Here is a 21,306-nt window from a genome sequence, read left to right as displayed (position 1 = left end):
GCTTATGCGTGTACGGGCGCTGCCTCCCGGCAAGCATCCGAGCAAAAGCGGTTATGCGTCTCTTCACAAGCCTCGCAGCATACATGCTGCAGGTTGCAGGTCGGACAGTTAATATATCGGTCATGTGTCGTGCCACAGTGATAACAGCTGGCGATGACAATATCCTCATCCGTACGGTTGATCGGCACCGAGATGCGCTCGTCAAATACATAACATTTGCCGTCAAACAGACGTCCCTGCACCTCCGGGTCCTTCCCGTAAGTCACAATTCCACCCTCAAGCTGAGCTACATCCTGGAACCCTTCCTTGATCATAAACCCGGTCAGTTTCTCGCAGCGAATACCGCCCGTGCAGTACGTAATGATCTTTTTGTCCTTCATGTCGCCGAGATTCTCGCGAATCCATTCTGGAAACTCACGGAATGATTCTACATCTGGACGAATGGCTCCACGGAAATGACCAATCTCGTATTCATAGTCGTTGCGACCATCAATGACGATGACATCATCACGCTGTAGATGCTCGTGGAACTCCTTCGGCGAAAGGCGCTTCCCGCTGATCTCGTTCGGATCAAGCTCTTCGTCTACGCGGAACGTCACCAGTTCTGCTTTGTGACGTACAAAGATTTTTTTGAACGCATGCTCTTCCACATCATCAATCTTGAACACCATGTCCTTAAACAGCGGGTTGGCATGCATGTCCTTCATATACTGCTCCGTCTGTTCAGGTGTTCCTGAAACCGTACCGTTGATGCCCTCAGAAGCGATCAGAATACGGCCCTTCACCCCCAGGTCCTTACAGTATTGCAGATGCTCCTGCGTAAACGTCTCGGGGTCTTCAATCTTCACGAACTTATAATATAAAAGCACGCGATACGCGCTGTTACACATGTATATCACCTGTTCCTCTTCCATGTTGTTGGCCGGTTCCTCCGGCGAGCCTCCTACGTTGCGCCCTGGCTTGCAAAAAAAGAAAAGAAACAGCCGCTCGAAACACCGTCTCGAACTGCTGTCCACCATTCGACTATATATTCCTGCATACTAGTTTATCGGAAGCGCAAGGACTTAGTCAATATAAATGTATAGAAAGGCATGAAAGATATGGAACACACCTTCTATGCCGCCACTATCCCTTTATTCGGTCCCTATTCCGAAATTGTAATGATTGAGGTTACAAAGTGCACCTTTTCATTTTCCATCACGGATTGGGATAGCAAAATTTTGTTCCCCTGCGGGCTCCAGGCTAATGCATCAGCCACTTCATCCATATCTGCGGAGAGCTGGAATTGCTCTGCAGATTCCGTGTTGGATACGAACAATCCCTTTTCGTTGCTCTTATCGGATTGAATCGTATAAGCAATCTTGGAGTCGTCGCCTGACCAGCTTGTGCCAAAAATCTGCGTGCCTCTGGCAAGTGTGGCCTTTTCATTGCCTTCCAGATCGGTGAGCACCAGCGCCCGTTTGGTATCCGCTGTTCTTTTTACAATCGCAAGCCTTGTTCCGTCGTTCGAAGGAATGACCCACTCCACGCTTTTGAGCACCTGTCTCACTTCACCTGTCTTTGTGTCATAGGCATTCAGTTGTCCGTCTTCTCCTGTAATGTAATAAATCACGTTGTTTGACACCTTGATGCTGCGCACATTAAAGTTGCCCGTCTCTACCAATACTTTTGTTGTGCCGTCCAGTGCAGCCGAGACCAGCTCTCCTTTCATATTCGAAAAAACGACATGTTCATTGTCCAGCCATGCCCCCTCCTGAATGAATCCATCCTGTTTGCCAGCCGCTATCGCTTCTCCACTTTGCAAGTTCAGTATGAAAGGCCAGCCTGTCGTTTCCTCTGTCTCCCAGTAGAAAAGGTGCTGCCCATCCGGCGAAATCTGCGGCGCTCCCAGATTGACCTCACTCTCTTTGAGCAGTGTATCTGTGCCTTTCGTCAGATCATACATGTACAGGTTATGTGGATACCGTTCCTCCCCTTCGACACTGACGGGTTTCATGGACGTATTTTCTTTATCAGTAACGATGGAGTCCCCGTTTAACCAAGAAATTCCCCGCATATTGGACAGTTTATCTATTTTCTCAAGCTTGAAATTCTGGTATACAGACGTATTGGTGTTGTCTTTCACGGTAATATCCGTAGCTGGTTTCGCACCTTGTGTATTGCCAGATGGCTCTGTTGTGTTTCCACAAGCAACGGTTGTCAGCAGGGCGGCTGCCCCCAGTGCACCAAATACTGCTTTCCTCCAATTTATCATGTCATGGTCCCCCTCGATTTCTAATGTGTATAGACCAATCATAAAGCTGGCATACTTCCAAAGTTATTCAGACTTGTTTCCAACTTGTAAACTTGATCTATATCTTAAATTACAAGTGGGAATATGAGTTGAAATGTTACACCATCTTGATGCTCTTGATCGCTCGGCAGAAGTGTGATTGTCCCGCCCTGCTTCTCAACAAACTGCTTGACGAGGGACAGACCGAGTCCGGTTCCGCCTGTTTTGCGAGCTCGATCCTTGTTGACGGTGTAAAAGGGTTCGAAAATCTTCTCCTGTGCCTCTTCGGGAATTGGCGTACCTGAGTTATAGATGCGAATGACCACCTTTCGCTCGTTCATCCGCAATTCGTTTTCGACCCGGATGATGCCTCCCGGTACGTTATATTTGATTGCATTGTCCAGAAGGTTAATGAAAATATGCATCAGACTCTCCCGGTCACTGTGAATGACCGCAGGCTCCAGATGCAGCTCCATATTTAGTGCAAACTTCTCCACTTTGCCTCGCATTCGCCCGCAAGCATCCTCCAGCAATGCGCCGATCTCCACATCCTCCGCCTGATTCTCGAAATCATACTTTTCAAGTGCAGACAGATGCAGCACCTTCTCTACCATTTCATATAACCGCTCGGTTTCTTTCCCGATGTTATTCGTGGCATCATCCAGCAGCTGGGGATCATCCTTGTACATGTTCAGCAGCTCCACATATGCCTTAATGGAGGTCAGTGGTGTCTTGAACTCATGGCTGATATTGCCGATATATTGTTTCTGCTGCTGCTCCAGTGCCTGCAGCTTCTCAATCGCCTGCTCCAGCTTCTGCTGCTCGGCATGCATCGCCGTAATATTCTGCTGAATGGACGTGCTCATATAATAAATGCCTTGGCCCAGCTCTCCCAGTTCATCCTTACGTTTGACCGGGGATTCGGCAATATAGTTCCCTTCTTGAATGGAGGCCGCTGATTTTTTCAACCGGGTAATCGCTACAGCAAAACGGTTGAAGAATAGATATCCCAGAATGAAGCTGAGAGCAACAACTGCAATGCCTGCCCATATAAACAGCTGAAGGATGCGTGCGTAGAATTCCTGATAACTCTGCACAGAGTATTGAATCCACACCGCACCAATCTGTCCTTCGGGACCATCCAGCGGCGCGGCATAAAGCAGGGTATCCCCTTGCTCATGGTAGGCTATTTTATTTTGTAATGCATAATTCAGTGTTTCCTGTAGAAGTTCGCTTTCACCCGGAGCAAAGGATGCACCTACCTGTTTGCCGCCCATGTCATACAACGCAATAGGCAGCCCCGTCGAGTCGGCAAGAGCCTTCGCCAATCTGCGCCCATTCTGCTGGAGGAACACTTCCGGCTCCAGACGCACCGCCTCTGTATAATACGCTTGGCGAACATTCAGATTAACCAGCCGCGTCTGCTGCGCCAGAATGCCTTCAACCTGTGATTGCTGATTCAGTTCAATCCCTCGCAGCACGAGGGAGCTCAGTACAACTACGGTGAGAATAAGCAGTGCCGCTAGGAATACACTGAACTTCAGCTTGATGCTGACTCTCATAGAGCCCTGCCTGTTTCAGGTGCGGCAGCCTTGTACCCAATGCCGTATACCGTTTGCAGCATTTGCTGGTCGGTATCCCCGATTTTTTTACGCAATCGCTGGATATGAATATCTACCGTCCGTGTGCCGCCCGCGTACTCCATGCCCCATACCCGATCAAGAAGATCATCTCGTGTGTACACCCGTTCCGGATTGGACATCAGAATGGTCAGCAGGTCGAATTCCTTCGGTGTTAAATCCAGCTTCTCTTCACTCACCATCACCGTACGGTGTGCGACATGAATACGCAGTGCCCCGTTCACAATAGCCTGACTTTGAGTATTGTCCTGCGGCGGCTGGCTCTTTTTTTCCACACGACGCATTAGCGCCTTTACGCGAGCCAGAAGCTCGCGGATTTCAAATGGCTTGGTCATATAATCGTCTGCGCCCATTTCAAGACCGACAATTTTATCAACAAGTTCATTTTTGACGGTCAGCAGAATAATGCCGATATCCTCCCGATCCTCCAGCCTGCGGCAGACGCCATATCCATCCAGCTTCGGCATCATGACATCCAGAATCATAACCTGCGGATGAAACGAGGCTACCTTGGCTAAAGCTTCTTCACCATCGTTTGCCGTCTCTACTTCATACCCTTCACGCCGAAGGGCATATGCAATTGCACTGACAATACTGGATTCGTCATCCACAACAAGCACTTTTCTATTCATCGGATTCATCCTCTTCATCTCTGTCATAAGTTATGGGTTTATGTTAACAAGATCGCGAATATTACGCCATGAATCTTTAGTCGTTTCCAGCAATAGGCGAGTATAGTCTAGGGCGTGTCTGAAAACTCTGAAGGAAGCCAATTTTGCTGAATTTTCGTTCCAAGCCAGGAAGTTTTCCGCAGGCGTGCCGGGGCACGTCAAGGGAAACTGACGCAGCAGGGGGCGAAAAGGCGGTAAAAGATGCACTTCAGTAGGTTTCAAGACACGCCCTAATCTGCACGCTGTCCTTTTTCTTTTTATACCCCAAAGACAGCAAAAAGAGCCATTCCACAGATGGATTGGCCCATGTTATTCTGATCCTCAATAAATTAAACTACGGCAGCAAATTCCGGATTTCCTCTTCGGAAAGGCCCGAGGCCTTCGCAATTGCGGACATGTCCACACCAAGGGCTAGCAACTCACGAGCCATTTCTTGTTTGCCTTCCCGTAAGCCTTCCAACCTGCCTTTGGCCGCCCCTTCTGCCCGCGCACCCTCAATCATTGACTTTTCATCGCTCAACGCCTTCATCCGGGCATCATACGCCATGCGGGTGGCAGCATCATGACTCAGAAACTCCAGCGTATCCATTGCTTTCTTTAACATCGGTTCATTCATCGCCAGCACCTCCCAGTTTGATGTGTCGATTCCTTTCAGGAATAACAGCCAATTCACAAGCCCGCCTTGTTCCAGCGGAACAGCGTGCTGCTCCAGCTTCGTTAACTCCATCACATGGATTTCGATGTCGTCCGTCAGACTAATCCCTGTATGGTCTTCCCGCAAATGAAATACATTGTGGTAACGTTCATTATCCAAACAGGAATAATTCAAAATGTTAATAGTTACGCACTTTTTAAGCAAGTTGTAGTTTTCACCTTTTTTAATCTGGTGGAAATACATCTCGCTCCAATAGAACAGCGTGCGCTTCTCCATATGGTACGGGTTGAACAACTGCATCTCAATATTAATGAGCTTGCCCTCCACCGTCTTCGCCTTAATATCCAGAATCGACTGTTTATCCTCTGGACTATCTTTATCCGTGTAAGTGTTAATAACCGTAATCTCCGTCAAGGGAGCTTCGCCAGTTTCAATAAACGTGCTGTTCAGAAAAGCCAACAAAACATCTTTATTTTGCTCACTTCCAAAAATGCGTTTGAACACAAAATCTACCCGTGGATCAAGCAGTTCCGTCACACATCATCAGCTCCATTCTTCACCAGCATTATACCATAATTCCCACCCCTCCTTCTGTTTAAAAATAACCCGCGCACCATTTGATTTCCTATTCCTCAAACGATAGATTTAACGGCTCGTCCGACATCTCATATTCCGTCTCCATATGGGTCACAGGTGTGTTCAGATCCACTTCCTCGAAGCGGAAGCTGTCCACCCATACTTTTCCTTTACCATTCAGGATCACCCCAAACGAAATGACTGCACTCTCTGCCGGTACATCCAGCACAATGCTGTACTGATTCCATGGCTGTGTACCCGTGATCGGCCTGTCGTGCATATTATCAAATTGCAGCACATCATGTACGTGGTTATCCACACGCATCCATAGTCCGCAGAATGCATCCACACGATCGGTTTTGACAAACCCGGACAGCTTCATCCGTTTACCTACATATTTATCTGCCCGGAACTGCTGCATCATCGTCGCAAACTCATTCGGCTCCATCGGTGTAACGGCCTTCAAATACCCAGAAGCCTTCCCTTGATGTACCTCGGCAGGATCAATACCCATCTCATAGTTTTGCGGGTGACTCCCCGTTAACATCCAACCTTTGATTGCCGTTGTAGCATTCATCTCTATTTCTCCTCCTCTGGTTTTTCCAGTGAATAGTTTCAGATCAAATAATTTGCGAAAACGTCCAGGCGGCATGCCATACATCTTGCGAAAGGCACGAGTGAACGCTTCCTGACTTTCAAATCCGCAGGCAAGTGAAATGTCCAAAATACCTGCGTCTGTGGAGCGCAGTGCGATAGACGCCAGACTCATTCGCCGATGTCGAATGTAATCAACCACGGTCATACCCACCTCTTCCCGGAATACCCGGTGATAATGATAAGGGGATAACAATGCCTGCGATGCCACGTCTTCCAGTCCAATCTCTTCATGCAGATGGTTCTCGATGTAGATCAAGCTGTTCTGAATCATCTCCTGATATCGACTCAATTGAGGATGTCCCCCTTCCATATCCTTACTATACGTGTTCACACACGAGCCGTTTTGATCATTTTTGCGAAAAATAAAAAAACAGAGCCAGATCAGGGACAATAACTGTCCCTGACTGGTTCTGCTTAACTCTAAGACTCATTTTACTAATCTACTGTGAACTGGCTTCACGATTACGTGACAGCCCATCAGACCGCCGGAACCGGCTGTGCACCCGTCTCATCCTCATCGTGCTCCACCAGTTCATGCTTCTCCCATGCGCGGCTCTTCCAGCGGAAGTACATAATGACCGCACGTGTCCATTCATCTGCCGCAATGGCAAGCCATACACCTGCGAGTCCCAGATCCAACTGGAATACCAGCAGATATCCAAGAGGCAGACTCATGCACACCATGGAGATCAGCCCCATGTAAACCGGGAACTTCGCATCCCCTGCCGCACGCAGCGAACCGATGATGACAATGTTGCAGGTACGGCCGGTTTCAAGCAACAGACTAAGCAGCAGTACCTGAGCGCCCAGCCGGATAATCTCCGGATTATCTGTGAAAATGCCCATGAGCGGCACGCGGAAAATAATAATGATCACGTCAATCACAATTGTGGCCAGAAGGGCCCATTTTACACTGTCAAAGACACGTTTATACGCATCATCCTTACGGCGCGCACCTACAAGCCTTCCAACAATGATAGACGTTCCCATGCCAATGGCCATACTGAACAGATAAATGTAGCTCGAAATGTTACCTGCATACTGCTTCGTTGCCATCGCTTCTGCACCCAGATAAGTCACGTACAGCGTAAATACGAGCTGGCAAGAGTGATACACCATGGATTCCATCGCAGACGGAATGCCGATTCGCAGTATTTTTCCAATAAAATGTTTGGACAGCTTGATATAATATTCGAAATCTACACGAACCTCACTTACCCGATACAGCAGCCAGAAGAAGATCAGCAGGCAGATGAAACGGCTTCCCACCGTCGAGATCGCTGCCCCTTCTACACCCAGCTTCGGCAGGCCGAAATGTCCAAAGATCAGAGCATAGTTGCCAACAACATGAATGACGTTCATAAACACGGACACATACATCGTTTCCTTGGTATAGCCGTGTGTACGAATCGTTGCAGCCAGCGCATTAATGAGGGCCTGCAGAAAAATTCCGCCCCCGACAATGCTGATATAGGAACGAGCATAATCATAAATTTCACCTTGTATATTTAAAAGCGACAGCAAATGTCCGCCAAACACCAGGAAGATCACACTCAGGATCAATCCAACCGCCAGGTTAAGCGTGATGGCATTGCCTGTAACCTGTGCTGCTTCTGTCAGCTTTTTCGAACCGATATATTGGGCTACAACAATCGCAGCACCATGTCCAATGACTTCGAGTACAAGAATTGCAATCGAGATAATCTGGTTGGCCGCACCCACCCCGGAGACGGCATTATCCGATACAGAACTAAGCATGAGCGTATCTACGCTCCCCATTAACATAAACAAGAAGAGTTCCAGGAATATAGGCCAGGTCAGCCGAATTAATTTCAAATCCTTGGCATCTGAACGGAGGGACTCTTTGGTGGAGGATATTGCTGTCATTTTCTCACCTTTCCAACGTGGGCTTGATTTCATAGGGTATGTTAGCACAGGTGGTTTGAAAATGCAGTAGTTTTACGAAAATAATTGAAAGTTTTTTGAAATTCCAGAAATAGGCATTTTACCGTTTTCATAAAACCTGTCCGGCTACCCCTTTTGCATGACGCTCTGTGACGACTCCAAGACATAACAAAGCCCTTCCACCACGCATGCTGCGTGAATAATGGAAGGGCCTATAATCTGTTACATTTTAAAACAACGAAAGCACTGACAGGCAATCATCCTTTAACCGAACCGGCCGCGATGCCTTCGACAATTCGTTCACTTAGTACCAGGAACGCGATCAGAATAGGCAGAATGCTGATCATCAGCGTAGCACCAATCGCACCCCAATCGGTTGTATACTGTCCAATAAAGTTCTGCACCCCGACCGTCAGCGTTTTATACGTATCTGAGCTAATGAAGGTGTTAACGAAAATAAATTCATTCCAGTCATAGATCATATTAATGATTGCTGTCGTAGCGAGCACGGAAGCGGTCATCGGCAGCACGATCCGGAAGAATATCCGATTGACAGAGCATCCGTCCATCACCGCCGCCTCTTCCACCTCTCTCGGAAGTGCATAATAGAATCCGAGCAGGATCATAATCGTGATCGGCATATTAAATGCAATGTAAGAGAGAATGACCGACAATGGATGGTCTGTGAGATGCAGTTTCAAAAACAGACTGAACAGCGGAATCAGGGTGGAATGCACTGGAATCATCAGTCCCACCATGAATAACCCCAGCACCAGCGAACGTCCCTTCCAGCGCATCCGTGTAATGGCAAACGTTACGAGACTCGCAAACAGCACAGTAAACACGACAGAAACCACTGTAATCCACACACTGTTAAAAAAATACAAGCTGATATTGCCTTCCGTCCATACCTTGACATAGTTCTCCCAACGCGGCGTAGCCGGAAGCGCAAAAGGCGCCATATCGAATACTTCCTGATTATTTTTGAGTGAAAATAACATCAGCCACACTAATGGCAGGATTTGAAGCAAAGCTACCAGGGACAGCAGCACATAGAGCAGAACATATCCTAGTCTTTTCGTCCATACAGGGCTATGACCTGCCTCCGGGCCCATTGGCAGCCGAACAGCTGGTTCCGTCTTCAACGGGATGACCTCCTTTCATTTTGCGTATGCGTCAGGAATATTGAATCGTATCTTTGGAGGCTGTGGCCTTTCGAAGCAGCCAGGTCACGACCAGACAGATCAGTAGCAGGAAGAAACCTACTGCGCTGCCGTACCCAAAGTCAAAACTGCGAAATGCCTGACGATACATGTAGGAGGCCATCACTTCACTGGAGCCATTCGGACCACCATCTGTCATGACATAGATCAGGTCAAAATATTTCAGCGAGCCGACCACAGCCAGCACCACGGTCACCTTGATCACTTCCGTAATCAGCGGCAGCTTGATGCGGAATGCAATCTGCCATGGGTTCGCACCATCAATGCGGGCAGCCTCAATGAGTGATTCCGGAATATTTTTGAGTGCAGCATAATAGATCAAAATATAAAAGCCTGCATACTGCCACAGAATCGGTACGAACAGGGCATACAGCACCAGTGATGGCTCCGCCAGCCAGGCTGGCGGATTGCTGAAACCGATCGCTTCCAGAAACGTGTTCAATACACCGTTACTGGGATGGTAAATTTTGAGCCATAACTGAGCGATCGCAACGGAAGATAACAGCATCGGGATGAGATATATTTTGCGAAAAAAATTGGCGCCCTTGATCTTGCCTGACAGCACCAGCGCAATCATCAAATATCCGATGAGACTCAGCGCAGAGAATAAGGCTAACAAAAAGGTATGATTTGCACTCTGCCAGAACGTGCCATCCTGCAGCAGTGTGGTGTAATTGTCCAGACCGATAAACGTCATTGCCCCGATCCCGTCCCACTGCATCAAACCGTAATATCCGGTAAGCACAATCGGGATGTAGACCAGAACCAGCAGCAAAAGCAGTGCAGGAAGCACATACAGCGCAGCTACCAGACGGTTCGACATGACTTTGTCCAAGACTGGGTCCTCCCTTCGAGCGTTCAAGCATTCAGATGGTGCAGGTGAGGTGTGTATTAGCCATCAGTATAAGCAGCAGGGCACATTAGTTACCCTTGTCGATGGCCGCCTGATGATTCTTCACAAAGTCCTCCGGTGTGACTGCTTTGCCAAACAACGCCTGAATCATATCGAGATGCGCCTGAGCAGCAGCCGGCTTCATCTGCACGTCGGCAAAGAGCGTCAAGCTGCTCGCCTGGTTCAGCTCATTGAGCAGATCAATATAAAGCTGTGGCAGCTGTACGGCAGCGGTATCGACTTTGGTTGCGGGAATGACCCCTGCCTCGGTCACTGAGCTTTCGCCCCATTTTTCCACAAAGTATTGAATAAATTTCTGTGCCTCGTCCTTCACTTTCGAGTTCTGAGCCGCAAACAGGCCTACACCCGGTCCACCGACCCAGCTGTTGATATCACCCTTGCCGCCGTCAATCGTCGGGAATTTGAAAAATCCAACCTTATCCTTGAATTCCTGCGGAATGTCGGGATTCGTTGTGAAGTTCGGCAGTTCCCATGTTCCCATCAGGTACATCGCTGCTTTTTCATTCATAAATTCGGATTTGCCTTCATCATTGGACAAGCCGTTAAATCCTTTGTTGAATGCGTTCATATCCACCAGCTTCTGCACTTCAGCCGCAGCCTGCGTCAGAGCCGGATCGTCAAACTTGCCGGAGCCGTTAATGGCTTTCTCCAGCGCATCCCCGCCTACACGATTAGCCAGATACATATACCAGAGTGAGCCCGTCCAGCGGTCTTTGTTGCCCAGTGCAATCGGCACTTCACCATTGTCGGTCAGCGTCTTCACCACATTCAGGAATTCATCGTAGGTGGCTGGTGGCTGCAAATTGTATTTTGCAAAAATCGCCTTGTTATAATAGATCGGAGAGATGTTCAGCTCGATTGGGAGCGCATACGTTTTCCCGTCAACTGCATAAGCCTCCGTTGTGCCCGCAATAAACTTCTCGCCCAGCGAGCCATTCAACAGCTCATCCAGCGGTGCAAACAGATTACCCTTTACGTAAGGCTCCAGGAAGCCCGCAGCCCAGGTTACACCGACATCAGGAAGTTCATTGGAAGCAGACAGAATCTTCAGCTTGTTCTTGTATTGTTCGTTCTCCAGCACTTCCTGTTTGATCGTCACATTTGGGTTATCGGTCTGATACTGCTGGATAATATCGTTGACCAGCTTGTTCTGTTGTGCTGAACTGCCAGCAGGCCAGAGATGCATGAATTTCAGCGTAACCTTGCCATCTGCACCTTGGTCACCACCACTTGCATTACTGCCGGATTCACTGCCTGTACCAGAACCTGCACTGTTACATCCAGACAAAATGACAGCCAGAATCAGTGTCCATGACAGCAGCATGGCCAGTGTCTTTTTATTCATATTTCCAACCCCCAATAGTGGAATTACGGTTGTTGTAACCGCTTTAATAAAATTGTAGCATGGGCTCTCCCACCTCATAAGGATAGGATGATTTGGTAAAACTCCACTATTTTAAGAGGTTTTTTCTATATCGCGCATATACGCTTACTAACTCTTCTCATTTACGGTATGACGGTATTTGCTTGGACTGATGCCCTCCAGGCTTTTGAACACTTTGATAAAATACTTATCCGTCTGGTAGCCCACTCTCCCGGCAATCTCCGATATAGGCAAGGCAGTCTGCACCAGTAATTCCTTCGCCCGCTGGACACGTTTGCGCATAAGATATTCACTGAAATTCAACCCAACCTGCTCTTTGAACAATACGCTGAAATAACTGGAGTTCAGATGCACGGAGTCGGCAAGCTCCCGCATCGTTATGGGCTCACCCAGATGTGCCTCAATATAGGACAAGGCTTCTCCAATCGGGGTGTTGCCCTGCTGATCCCTCCGCTCCCGGATATCCATCAGCTTGGGATCAACGATTTCTTGCATAGCCTGGATGCGCCGCTGCTGCTCATGAATATGAAGTGCTTTTTCTACCGTCTGGAGCAGTTGCTGCTTCTCAATGGGTTTCAACAAATAATCCACCACGCCCAGTTTGATCGCCTGCTGTGCATACGTGAAGTCCGCATACCCTGACATAATGAGAACCGCAGGTTTACTAGGAAAATGCTGAATCGCTTCCACCAGCGACAAGCCGGAAAATTCCGGCATACGCACATCCGTGATCAGCAGATCAGCAGGCTGGCTCGCGAGCCATTCTCTGGCCTCGACACCGCTAGCCGCTGTCTGTATCCGGTTCTTTCCGGCATACCGTGCCTCCAGCGTTTTACGGATGCCTTCTCTTGTGCGAGGTTCGTCGTCTACAATCAGAATGGTTTTTTCATGAATCATATGCAGCCTCCGTTCCCTTTGGAATATGAAAACGAATTACCGTTCCAGCTCCCGCCTCACTCACTACCACAAGTCTTGCATATTCACCAAGAGGGCTGCCGCCAAAGTACAATTGAAGACGCTGATGGACGTTGACCAGCCCTACACCGGTCCCTCTGCCAGGGGCCAGCGGATCACCACCCTTTAATGCTTGCTGGATCGTCTGAAGACGCTCCGCCTCTATACCTGGCCCATCATCACGGACCTCCACACATACCAGACCTGTGATGGATGACGGATACACGTTGATCTCTATCTTTCCTGGCTTCAGGGTGCTCTCTACACCGTACAACACGGCATTTTCCACCAGCGGCTGAATCAGCAGCTTGGGCATCGGTACCGTGCGCAGCTCTTCACTCAGCCGGATCTCCCACTGCATCCTGTCGCCAAGCCGCATCTGCATAATGTTCAGATACCGTTCTACATGCTCAAGCTCGTCCGCAATTGTCACCCATTCATCCTGATGCGGGCTGGAGATGATATAACGAAACAATCGGGACATCGCGATAACCATTCGAGCCATTTCCTCCTCACCCTTGTCCTCCAGTGACCAATAGAAGGCTTCCAGTGTATTGAACAGAAAATGAGGGTTAATCTGCGATTGCAGCGCCTTCAGCTCTGCCCTGGATTGCATGACTTCCTTGTCATGCACTACCTGTGCCAGCTCATTCTGCCTGTAGACCATCTGGTTATACACCTCGTTCAGCTCATTGATCTCCGAAGTGGAGCTAACCATGAGATTGGGCCTCATCGCCCCCGGCTGCGCTCCCCGCATTGCCCGCATCAAGCGAATCAACGGACGAGTAATCATCGTAGACAGAAAAAAGGACATTACCAGAAAAAGCACAACGCCAATTACACCCGAAACAAATAAAGCCGTTCTGAGGATGGACACCCCTTCAGTCGTTTCCCGCAGCGGAGTCAGCACGGCAAGCGTCCAGCCCGTTAGCTCGGATCGCTGCTTCACCACGATATACGACTCCTTGCCATTCTGAACGACAGATTCACTATCCATCACGGCTTGAGGGTCAAGGTGTACATCCAGATTGGAGGTCACGACCTCTCCGCCGCCGTCCAGCAGCATGATTGAATCCTGAGAGCCGTCTGAACGCTCTGAATCATTGAGTTGAAAAAAACTTCGCTGCATACGCACAACCACATAACCGCCATGCTCAAAAGAACGATCCAGCAAGTTGATTCGCCGAATGGCCAGAAGAATGCTTGGATCATCGGGATCAGAGCCGGCCCATACCAGCCGCCCTTTACCCTCATCGGCTTGAACAATCCAGCCTCGATCCAGCCTGTGACTTAATGAACGGTCATCCATCGGAAATATCCGACTGTAATTCGTCGTGTAAATTTCCATGCTCTGCGCACCATTAATGAAGGATTGATAGCTGCCCGCGATCTGCAGGAGTGCCTGCCGCTGATTAAAGGTGGCCTTCTTTCCCTGCTTCTCCTCATATAACAAACGCTGAAGATAGGTATCATCTGCAACCTGGGCCGTTAAGGAATTGACCTGTGCGATAAGCGCGTCCAGCCTGCCGCTAGCCTGTACGGCGGTCTGTTGGATGTGCTTCTCGGCATTGCTTTTCAGCAAAGACGCTACACGGTCGTATGCCGTAATACCTGCGATGAGCAGAACTACAAGCATCACCATCACAAAACCGCCAAAGATCTGATTGCGAAGTGAGTTAAAAGGTCTGTTTTGCCGCTGCACCTTCCGAAATCCCCTCTTTCTGCATGGTAAAGAAACCACCATCTCACGCCCGTATTCTGGATGACGGGATACACTTGATGCCGGATTCGTCTGTGTATGCTGTTTTAATCATTGAAGCGCTTGCAAAAAAATATTCTTGCTTATGTTGCTTTTCCTCTGATTGAATTCACTTTGTTTAGCGATTAAACTAATCGAATTCAAAATAGCACAGATTAGGATGGGAATCAATAAATTTAAGCGTTCTTTACAAATCAGAATACAAAAAAGAGAGAGAAGCGGAGCGCTTTGTTTGCTCCCTTCCTTCTCTCCCTTTCTAACAAACTCTTTTACATCTAATAATGTAGTAATTAATTATTTTTTTTGATTTGAGTTGACTCAACAATTGTTATCGAAATATCATTTTTATATCAGTGACAAACTAATTAGCGTTGACCCTGTAGTTAACCGGAATTTTCCAATCTAATGTCTCCACTTTTGAACCTAAGAAACTAACGTCAAATTTCCAATTGATATAGGCTGTAGTACTCTCGTTACTTTTTTGTTTAGAATCCCAAGTGGAAACTAGAAGACCTAAATCAAGATAATGACCTGCATCATATAGATATGCTGATTTATCAATTTTATAGGAGTACCCACTCACGTTACCAACCACATTTTGATACATAGTATCATTTACTGTTGTAGTATTTGTTTGATACGAGATACTTGTAAGTACATTATATGCTGATTTTCCAGCAGCATAGTATGGGACATTTTTGGTGAAAAGTCCTATGATAACCGGCCAGTTAGCTTTAATTTCTGAAGTGGATTTTTTATATACTCCACCGATTAATCTGGAAGTAATTACTGTATTCTGCCCCGCTGCGATAGTTCCGAGAGTTTGAGTGCCTCCACTTGTTACTCCGCCTATTTTATAACGTTGCTCAATACCATTAGTAGTATTCCCATTAACTCTTACATGTTCTGCAACTGTTAGTCTGGAAGTCCAATTGGCAGTACCTGCTTTACCAACATCAACGATATTCCCCTCAACTTTAGGACAAAAATAAAATTCTGCTACGTCTACACCAAAAGGGACTTTTGAATAGTAAACATTGGAACATGATTTAATGTAGGGATTAGCTGAAAAAGGGCCAATCTCCTCATTAGTAATTCTATGCGACTCTGCAGGAGCAAGAATTTGTTCAAACCAGTTACCATCTAAAAGGCTATCTGTATACGATCCATCTGTAGTGATTTTAGAAGTATCTATATTCAAATGATTCAACTTCTCTTCAAAGTAGAACATATCTCCTTTTTTATCTTGTAGATATAATTTAATATTGGCTGTGTTTCGTAAATCGGTAGAAATAAGACTTGTGTCGGCCCTATCATTGGTTTTTATCTTAAAATGTAAAACTTTAAAGCTATCATTAATCTCTTTCAAGTCTCCAACATAACTATCAATACCATCGGATTGTTCTCTACTTGAATACAACGTACCATCCAATTGAAGTGGGACAACTCCACCATTGTATCTGACTAGCCCGTTAATATGTACAGTATCGCCATCCAACGTTAAATTATCTATTAATAGTTTAGTCCGATGCACTAACTTCTCTTCAGCGATGTAATTCGAATATTCTTCTGACCCTATGACTCTTTGAATGTTCTCGTTCGAAACCATGTATCCAGGAATAGATGTTGTGGTTTGAGGGATCTCCCCTTTTTCAATAACAGGCTCACTCGAAGCGCTACTAACTCCATTAAAAGATACGACTAGTGTAATAATTAAAGACAGCAAGGTTACATTCTTTAATACCGCTTTCATTTTACAATACCTCCCATTTAACCTTATTTAAGTTATAAATATATTTAAGAATACATATATTGTCAAGGAGTTGAATAAAATGGATATTGCGATTAAGATAAAGTGTATACACAGTTGTACATCAAAGTTGTTCTAAGGAGATCCTTAACTTATGAAAAAAATGAGCAAAAAAAATGGGTTTATCATTTTAACTCTTGCTCTTGCAGCCTCTCTAGTTGCAAATGTTTATGGGTATAATTCAAGTAACGGAAAACTAAAAGACTATTTAAATCAACAATACAGTCAGGTGCTGTCAGATTACGAGAGCAGCATTCTTTCCACTTCAGATTCAATCTTGTCAACTTTGGAGAGCGCTATAGATAAAAAGAAGATCAGTAGAGAAGAACTACTATTCTTATGCAAGAGCTATGAACAGTTAAATCAAAATCAGATTCAATATGCAAACTATGTACTGGTCTATAACTCTCCTGATGGGAAAAAGGCTTTTTCTTTGGACAAGAATGAACCTATTACTCTTAATTATCTTCCTGGTTTTATCTACTTTAATTCAAGTAGAGCTATGTTTGAAAAACTTCTTTTGCAAAGTGAATCTATTTCTGACTTAGTTGTAACTGCTAATTTAGAAAAGAGCCTAAAACTTGCAAATGAAATCGTTCAATTAAACACAGCCATTTATAAAAAATATATCAAAAAAGATTTCGCTCAATTGTCAAACGAGGAGGCAATACTGACCAGGCTACACTTACAAAAAGAGCTGACCACCTCTTCCACAAAACTAGCTGATCTTGATGCAGAAATATCCAAATTAAATAACTAAATTTCTTCTAAAAAAAGTCGCAATAACAAAAAGCCGAAGCAGGATTAACCTCTGCTTCGGCTTTTTGTTACAACTATACATTAGAATATTCTTCACCAATCATTGGTCAATTGGTTTTATCCATCAACGTTACCCTTTAGGCAACGCATTACGCAGACGCTTCTCCCGATATCCTTGGTATACACGAATCAACATGCCGATGATCAGCATCACCACACCGATGTTAATGGCCACATCTGCCAGATTCAATATGCCTCGTCCCGACGGAAACACCAGAAAATCCGTTACCCGTGCATAAACAAACCGATCTATGGCGTTGCCGAGAGCACCGCCGACCATAAAGCCTGCCCCGGCCTGCATCCAGAATCCCCGTATCTCGCCTTTGCGCCGATAATAGAGCATGCCTGCGATAAACAACACAGCGATGACTCCGAATAGACGTGCATTCCCTTGAAACATGCTTCCCGCCATACCGCTATTTTCATAATGCTGCAGCTGCATCCCCGAATCACCAAGCCGCATCACCTCGCCAACCTCCATATACATTCGAACCGCAATTTTGGTACCCTGGTCCACCAGCGTAACCAGCAGTGCGACAAAATAAAACAGCATCGTCCATTCCCTCCTGCCTGCTTTAAGCTGCACTTATAAGTTCAAGCGAAGCGCACCCTCTTACTTTACCACAGTAATTATAGCGCCTCCAAATGAGACAGCCTCGCATCTCTTATAACATCCGATAAAATCCACCATTTGCCGTGGGCAGGTACAAGCATGGCGTGTGTCGAGCAGATGCAGCAGGAAGAACAGGAGTTAGTATGGAACACGTTCAACTCCGAAACAGCGCTACAGCTCGGCCAACATCTGACTCAGGAAGCAGCAACGCTCACAGGCTGTGACCATTGATATTACGCTAAAGGGACATCGTCTGTTTCTTCATGCGATGGAAGGAACTCATCCCGATAATGAAAACTGGATTCGGCGCAAAAACAAAACTCTGGAGAAAGATTACGATCTGCCTGAATCTGATTATGTACTCGCTGGTGGTGCATTTCCGTTGATTTTAAAAGGGGAAGGACAGGTTGGCACCATCACGATATCCGGTCTGCCTGATGAGGAGGACCATGACCTCGTTACTACAGGCATTCGCTCGTTTTTGGGGGCATGACCTTTGTTCATCTGTGTGTTCACTAGGCGTTAAATGCATAAAACCCGCCTTCATGAAGTAATAAGGCGGGTTCAGCATGCTTTTCAACTTTTTCGATCTGCATTGCAATGAAAGATGAGTTACTTAATCGCAGACAGCACATCCAGCAGCATGGACTTGAACTTCGGTCGATCAATCGCCTCACAGACACGTACATTCGGTGCTTTGCCAAAACGTCCGTTAATGTCAACAACGCTGTATCCACGAGTCAGTTCTCCAGCCGCTTCCACATCGACATAATAATGACCGGACTTGGTCATGAGCGACTCATCAGCCGCCACGGCCATCAGCAGTGTATCCGGGTGGGTTGTTCCGTTCAGTTTATGTACGGATTTGTTAAACTGCATAACCACCTTGTTGATTGCCGTGAAAAATTCCGCACCGGATGAGCCCAGCGCTGCAATCTCGGCATGATCATCATCATCCATCACCGAGTATTGGGTACACATCTCCCAGCCAACCATCGTAGTCGGGATGCCTGCATGCAGTACAATTTTGGCCGCTTCAGGGTCCACATAGAAGTTATACTCCGCTGCCGGTGTGATATTGCCCAGCGCATTGTTCGTTCCACCCATAATGTACAGATGGGCAATTTCAGGGATAATCGTTGGATCTTTCTGAATCGCCATCGCAATGTTGGTTAGCGGTGCAATCGCCAGCAGTTCAATCGCCCCCGGGTTTGCATGCACCTTATCAATAATAAAATCAACCGCATGCCCGCTCTCGGGACGCTGATCGGCTTTGGGGAAATGTGCACCGCCCATGCCGTCATCGCCGTGCACATCTTCCACCGTGCGGTGCTGGGCCTGACCATAGGCCATGAGCGGCCGTTCGCAGCCTTTGTATACCGGGACCTTGCCGCCGTGTCCGGCAACCTGTACGGTGTACAGTGCATTTTCAACCTCCTGGTCAAACTGCACGTTGCCGCCAGTAATCGTGATGCCCTCCACCTGAAAGTGATGCAATGCCGTTAGGATCGCAATCGTATCGTCTCCTGCCGTATCCGTATCAATGATGACTCTTCTCATGCTGCCGCGCTCCTTCTTCCACCTAAGATTCGTTCTACATCCGTTGAACAATTATTGTGTACATCAGCAAGTTCATTCAACGGATATATCTATGCAAAACGTCAGGGTTTATTTTACATCAAAAACGTACCGATGACGATGGAAACACCGATGATAATGGATCGAAGCAGCTGTGCCACCGCCATATTACCACGCGAAATTTCCTCACATACCCGCATTTTCGGTGTCAGGAAATCAAATATAATATAAACCAGGCACAGAATAATAATACCCACTGCGGACCACAGCAGCATATCCAGCCACGCATGCGTCGAGAAGGATACCATCCCCACAATAATACACAGCCCCAGCAGCTTGCTGCCCATATACATACCTGCCGCTTCATTGCCTTTTGCAATTTGCTCACTATCGTTATACCGGGTTAATTTGCTGAAAGCAAAGTATCCACACACCAGCACCACCAGCAAAATCCCCATACCTAGCGCTACATTTAACAGGTTTAATCCCAGCTTCTCCATTCCTTCTCCTCCTCATCATTCATCCGTTCACGCACCGATGCTGCGCAATAATAGGCCATGTCACCAGTGACCTTCTCTCCGACCCGCGGCAGCATGCCAGCGAACCGTCCTCCAATTACAAATACACCCGTCAACAGATAACCGCTGTATGGGCCATCCTCCGTCTGAATTGACGCCTGCTCCATTGGCACCAGCTGCTGATATACCTTGGGTTGATTTGCATAATACGCTTCAATCTCTTCATCTGCATCGTCTTTTTCATCTTTATCCAGCGTTGCAGATTGCATCTGAGTTTTCATGTTCATCTCCGTCGTTCCCAGATCCTCTTCCTGATCCAGCAAAAGAGTTCCACGCCCCTCGCGTCCCCAATAGCTCTTGGCTACATAAGGCACAGCGCTCTGCTCAAACGGCGCCGCAGTAAAGTACGTTGGCAGCAGATAGCGTGAAATTACCTGCATCTCAGACTCATCAAAAAGCGTAAACCCGCAGTACTCGGGCGTCTGCTCATTCCGCTCATACAACGACCAGATCGCAGCCATAAAGCCTTTGCTCTGCATCAGCACATGCTGCACCGGATTCATCAGCCCCAGCTGCCCTTCATGTACCAGCTCAATCAATGCAGCACCAATGTTTACACCCGTCGTCTCGTCCCGATCCCCAATCAGATATTCCAGCGGATACAGGCGATATAAGAGACGGATTTCACGTCCATAATGATACAGTCCTTCTCCCGGTACAATCTCAAGCTCCTCAAGCGGTGCATACAGCACATCATATCCGGCTTCACGACAACGCTCCATCAAGTAGGTGGTATTGGTTCGATCCTCAACATGCTCGCCATATGAAGTGAATGTAACCGGCCCCTCCAAACCCTGCTCGGCATAGAACGTTAACCAGGAGCGAAAGCATTCCCGAATGCGCTCATCCATATGAGCTGAAGGTGAAGTCCATGTCTGGTCGGCCGCAAGTCCGATCAGAAGGCTTTCAAGTGCCGCTGATTCGGGTATGCCCGTAGGCGTGTCGGTGTTATTTTCAATACATTTCAAGCCAGCTTCACCTATGATCCAGTCCTGACGAGTAATTCCGCCTGCAACGCTCTCCAACCGTGCTGCCGGAATAAGCCCCGGATGAATGCCAAGCGGTCCCTCCAGAAACGAATCAGGCATATACCGCTGGATAAAACGCATGACTTTACTGTAAATAGCGTCCACAGCCTCGGCTGCAGTACGTAGTTCATTCAGCTCCTCCGGTGTATAAACCGTTAGTGAAGGCACACAATACTGCTTGCCATACATGCGATGATATGGAATCTTCTCTCCGGCTTCCCCTAAGAAAACCTCATCGTGACTGAATGGAAGTGTAAATACGGTTCTCATG

20 protein-coding genes are annotated in these 21,306 nt (G+C 47.2%); 3 read left to right on the top strand and 17 right to left on the bottom strand.

What is annotated here, in order from left to right; all coding sequences use genetic code 11:
• Positions 1–2: 2 nt before the first annotated feature.
• From trhO to HNR77_RS03985, 13 genes are all read right to left on the bottom strand, one after another.
• Positions 3–890 carry an oxygen-dependent tRNA uridine(34) hydroxylase TrhO gene (gene trhO / locus HNR77_RS04045; protein ID WP_111270371.1) on the bottom strand — a complete coding sequence of 296 codons (888 nt, stop codon included), beginning with the start codon at positions 888–890 and terminating at the stop codon, positions 3–5.
• 254 nt (positions 891–1,144) lie between these two features.
• Positions 1,145–2,254: a TolB-like translocation protein gene (locus tag HNR77_RS04040; protein WP_184180968.1), complete on the bottom strand. Its 1,110-nt coding sequence runs from the start codon at positions 2,252–2,254 to the stop codon at positions 1,145–1,147.
• A gap of 104 nt (positions 2,255–2,358) precedes the next feature.
• A complete protein-coding gene (locus tag HNR77_RS04035; RefSeq protein ID WP_184180966.1) occupies positions 2,359–3,834 on the bottom strand; it encodes a sensor histidine kinase in 1,476 nt (491 codons plus the stop codon).
• Positions 3,831–4,544, bottom strand: a complete 714-nt coding sequence (locus tag HNR77_RS04030; RefSeq protein ID WP_184180964.1) for a response regulator transcription factor — start codon at positions 4,542–4,544, stop codon at positions 3,831–3,833. The genes HNR77_RS04035 and HNR77_RS04030 overlap by 4 nt, the downstream gene beginning before the upstream one ends.
• Positions 4,545–4,917: 373 nt before the next feature.
• Entirely contained in the window at positions 4,918–5,775 is an 858-nt protein-coding gene (locus tag HNR77_RS04025; protein WP_184180961.1) for an Rpn family recombination-promoting nuclease/putative transposase, read from the bottom strand.
• Between the two features lie 88 nt (positions 5,776–5,863).
• Entirely contained in the window at positions 5,864–6,781 is a 918-nt protein-coding gene (locus tag HNR77_RS04020) for a helix-turn-helix transcriptional regulator (protein WP_184180959.1), read from the bottom strand.
• Between the two features lie 167 nt (positions 6,782–6,948).
• Complete coding sequence (locus HNR77_RS04015; protein ID WP_184180957.1) at positions 6,949–8,358, bottom strand: MATE family efflux transporter; 1,410 nt, start codon at positions 8,356–8,358, stop codon at positions 6,949–6,951.
• 275 nt (positions 8,359–8,633) lie between these two features.
• Entirely contained in the window at positions 8,634–9,521 is an 888-nt protein-coding gene (locus HNR77_RS04010) for a carbohydrate ABC transporter permease (RefSeq protein ID WP_397366073.1), read from the bottom strand.
• Positions 9,522–9,552: 31 nt separating this feature from the next.
• Positions 9,553–10,434 carry a carbohydrate ABC transporter permease gene (locus HNR77_RS04005; protein WP_111270353.1) on the bottom strand — a complete coding sequence of 294 codons (882 nt, stop codon included), beginning with the start codon at positions 10,432–10,434 and terminating at the stop codon, positions 9,553–9,555.
• An 85-nt stretch (positions 10,435–10,519) separates the two neighbouring features.
• The gene (locus HNR77_RS04000) at positions 10,520–11,857 is read right to left on the bottom strand and encodes an extracellular solute-binding protein (RefSeq protein ID WP_145404668.1); all 1,338 of its coding nucleotides are present in this window, start codon (positions 11,855–11,857) and stop codon (positions 10,520–10,522) included.
• 147 nt (positions 11,858–12,004) lie between these two features.
• Entirely contained in the window at positions 12,005–12,793 is a 789-nt protein-coding gene (locus HNR77_RS03995; protein ID WP_184180955.1) for a response regulator, read from the bottom strand.
• Positions 12,783–14,552, bottom strand: coding sequence for a cache domain-containing sensor histidine kinase (locus tag HNR77_RS03990; protein WP_311768568.1), 1,770 nt, complete (start codon positions 14,550–14,552; stop codon positions 12,783–12,785). Before HNR77_RS03990 ends, HNR77_RS03995 begins: the two co-directional genes overlap by 11 nt.
• Before the next feature lie 418 nt (positions 14,553–14,970).
• Positions 14,971–16,362 carry a hypothetical protein gene (locus HNR77_RS03985; protein WP_184180951.1) on the bottom strand — a complete coding sequence of 464 codons (1,392 nt, stop codon included), beginning with the start codon at positions 16,360–16,362 and terminating at the stop codon, positions 14,971–14,973.
• A gap of 151 nt (positions 16,363–16,513) precedes the next feature.
• Here HNR77_RS03985 and HNR77_RS03980 point away from each other — a divergent pair, with 151 nt between their 5' ends.
• Positions 16,514–17,179 (top strand): hypothetical protein, encoded by a 666-nt coding sequence (locus HNR77_RS03980; RefSeq protein ID WP_184180949.1) that lies wholly within the window; start codon positions 16,514–16,516, stop codon positions 17,177–17,179.
• Positions 17,180–17,308: 129 nt separating this feature from the next.
• Here the strand turns inward: HNR77_RS03980 and lspA are convergent, their stop codons facing one another.
• Positions 17,309–17,791: a signal peptidase II gene (gene lspA / locus HNR77_RS03975; protein WP_184180947.1), complete on the bottom strand. Its 483-nt coding sequence runs from the start codon at positions 17,789–17,791 to the stop codon at positions 17,309–17,311.
• A 159-nt stretch (positions 17,792–17,950) separates the two neighbouring features.
• Here lspA and HNR77_RS30140 point away from each other — a divergent pair, with 159 nt between their 5' ends.
• Both HNR77_RS30140 and HNR77_RS30135 read left to right on the top strand, forming a co-directional pair.
• The gene (locus HNR77_RS30140) at positions 17,951–18,082 is read left to right on the top strand and encodes a hypothetical protein (RefSeq protein WP_260410280.1); all 132 of its coding nucleotides are present in this window, start codon (positions 17,951–17,953) and stop codon (positions 18,080–18,082) included.
• Positions 18,072–18,344, top strand: coding sequence for a heme-binding protein (locus HNR77_RS30135; protein ID WP_311768567.1), 273 nt, complete (start codon positions 18,072–18,074; stop codon positions 18,342–18,344). The genes HNR77_RS30140 and HNR77_RS30135 overlap by 11 nt, the downstream gene beginning before the upstream one ends.
• 119 nt (positions 18,345–18,463) lie before the next feature.
• On the opposite strand, the gene HNR77_RS03965 is transcribed toward HNR77_RS30135, so the two are convergent.
• From HNR77_RS03965 to HNR77_RS03955, 3 genes are all read right to left on the bottom strand, one after another.
• Positions 18,464–19,411, bottom strand: a complete 948-nt coding sequence (locus HNR77_RS03965) for a nucleoside hydrolase (protein ID WP_184180945.1) — start codon at positions 19,409–19,411, stop codon at positions 18,464–18,466.
• Between the two features lie 113 nt (positions 19,412–19,524).
• Positions 19,525–19,929, bottom strand: a complete 405-nt coding sequence (locus tag HNR77_RS03960; protein ID WP_184180943.1) for a DUF350 domain-containing protein — start codon at positions 19,927–19,929, stop codon at positions 19,525–19,527.
• Positions 19,911–21,305: a glutathionylspermidine synthase family protein gene (locus HNR77_RS03955; RefSeq protein ID WP_184180941.1), complete on the bottom strand. Its 1,395-nt coding sequence runs from the start codon at positions 21,303–21,305 to the stop codon at positions 19,911–19,913. Before HNR77_RS03955 ends, HNR77_RS03960 begins: the two co-directional genes overlap by 19 nt.
• Position 21,306: the final 1 nt, after the last annotated feature.

Source organism: Paenibacillus sp. JGP012 (genome assembly GCF_014203995.1).
GTDB lineage: Bacteria > Bacillota > Bacilli > Paenibacillales > Paenibacillaceae > Paenibacillus > Paenibacillus silvae.
Note: the sequence above shows the minus strand (reverse complement) of the source record. Positions and strands in the feature narration are given on the sequence as shown.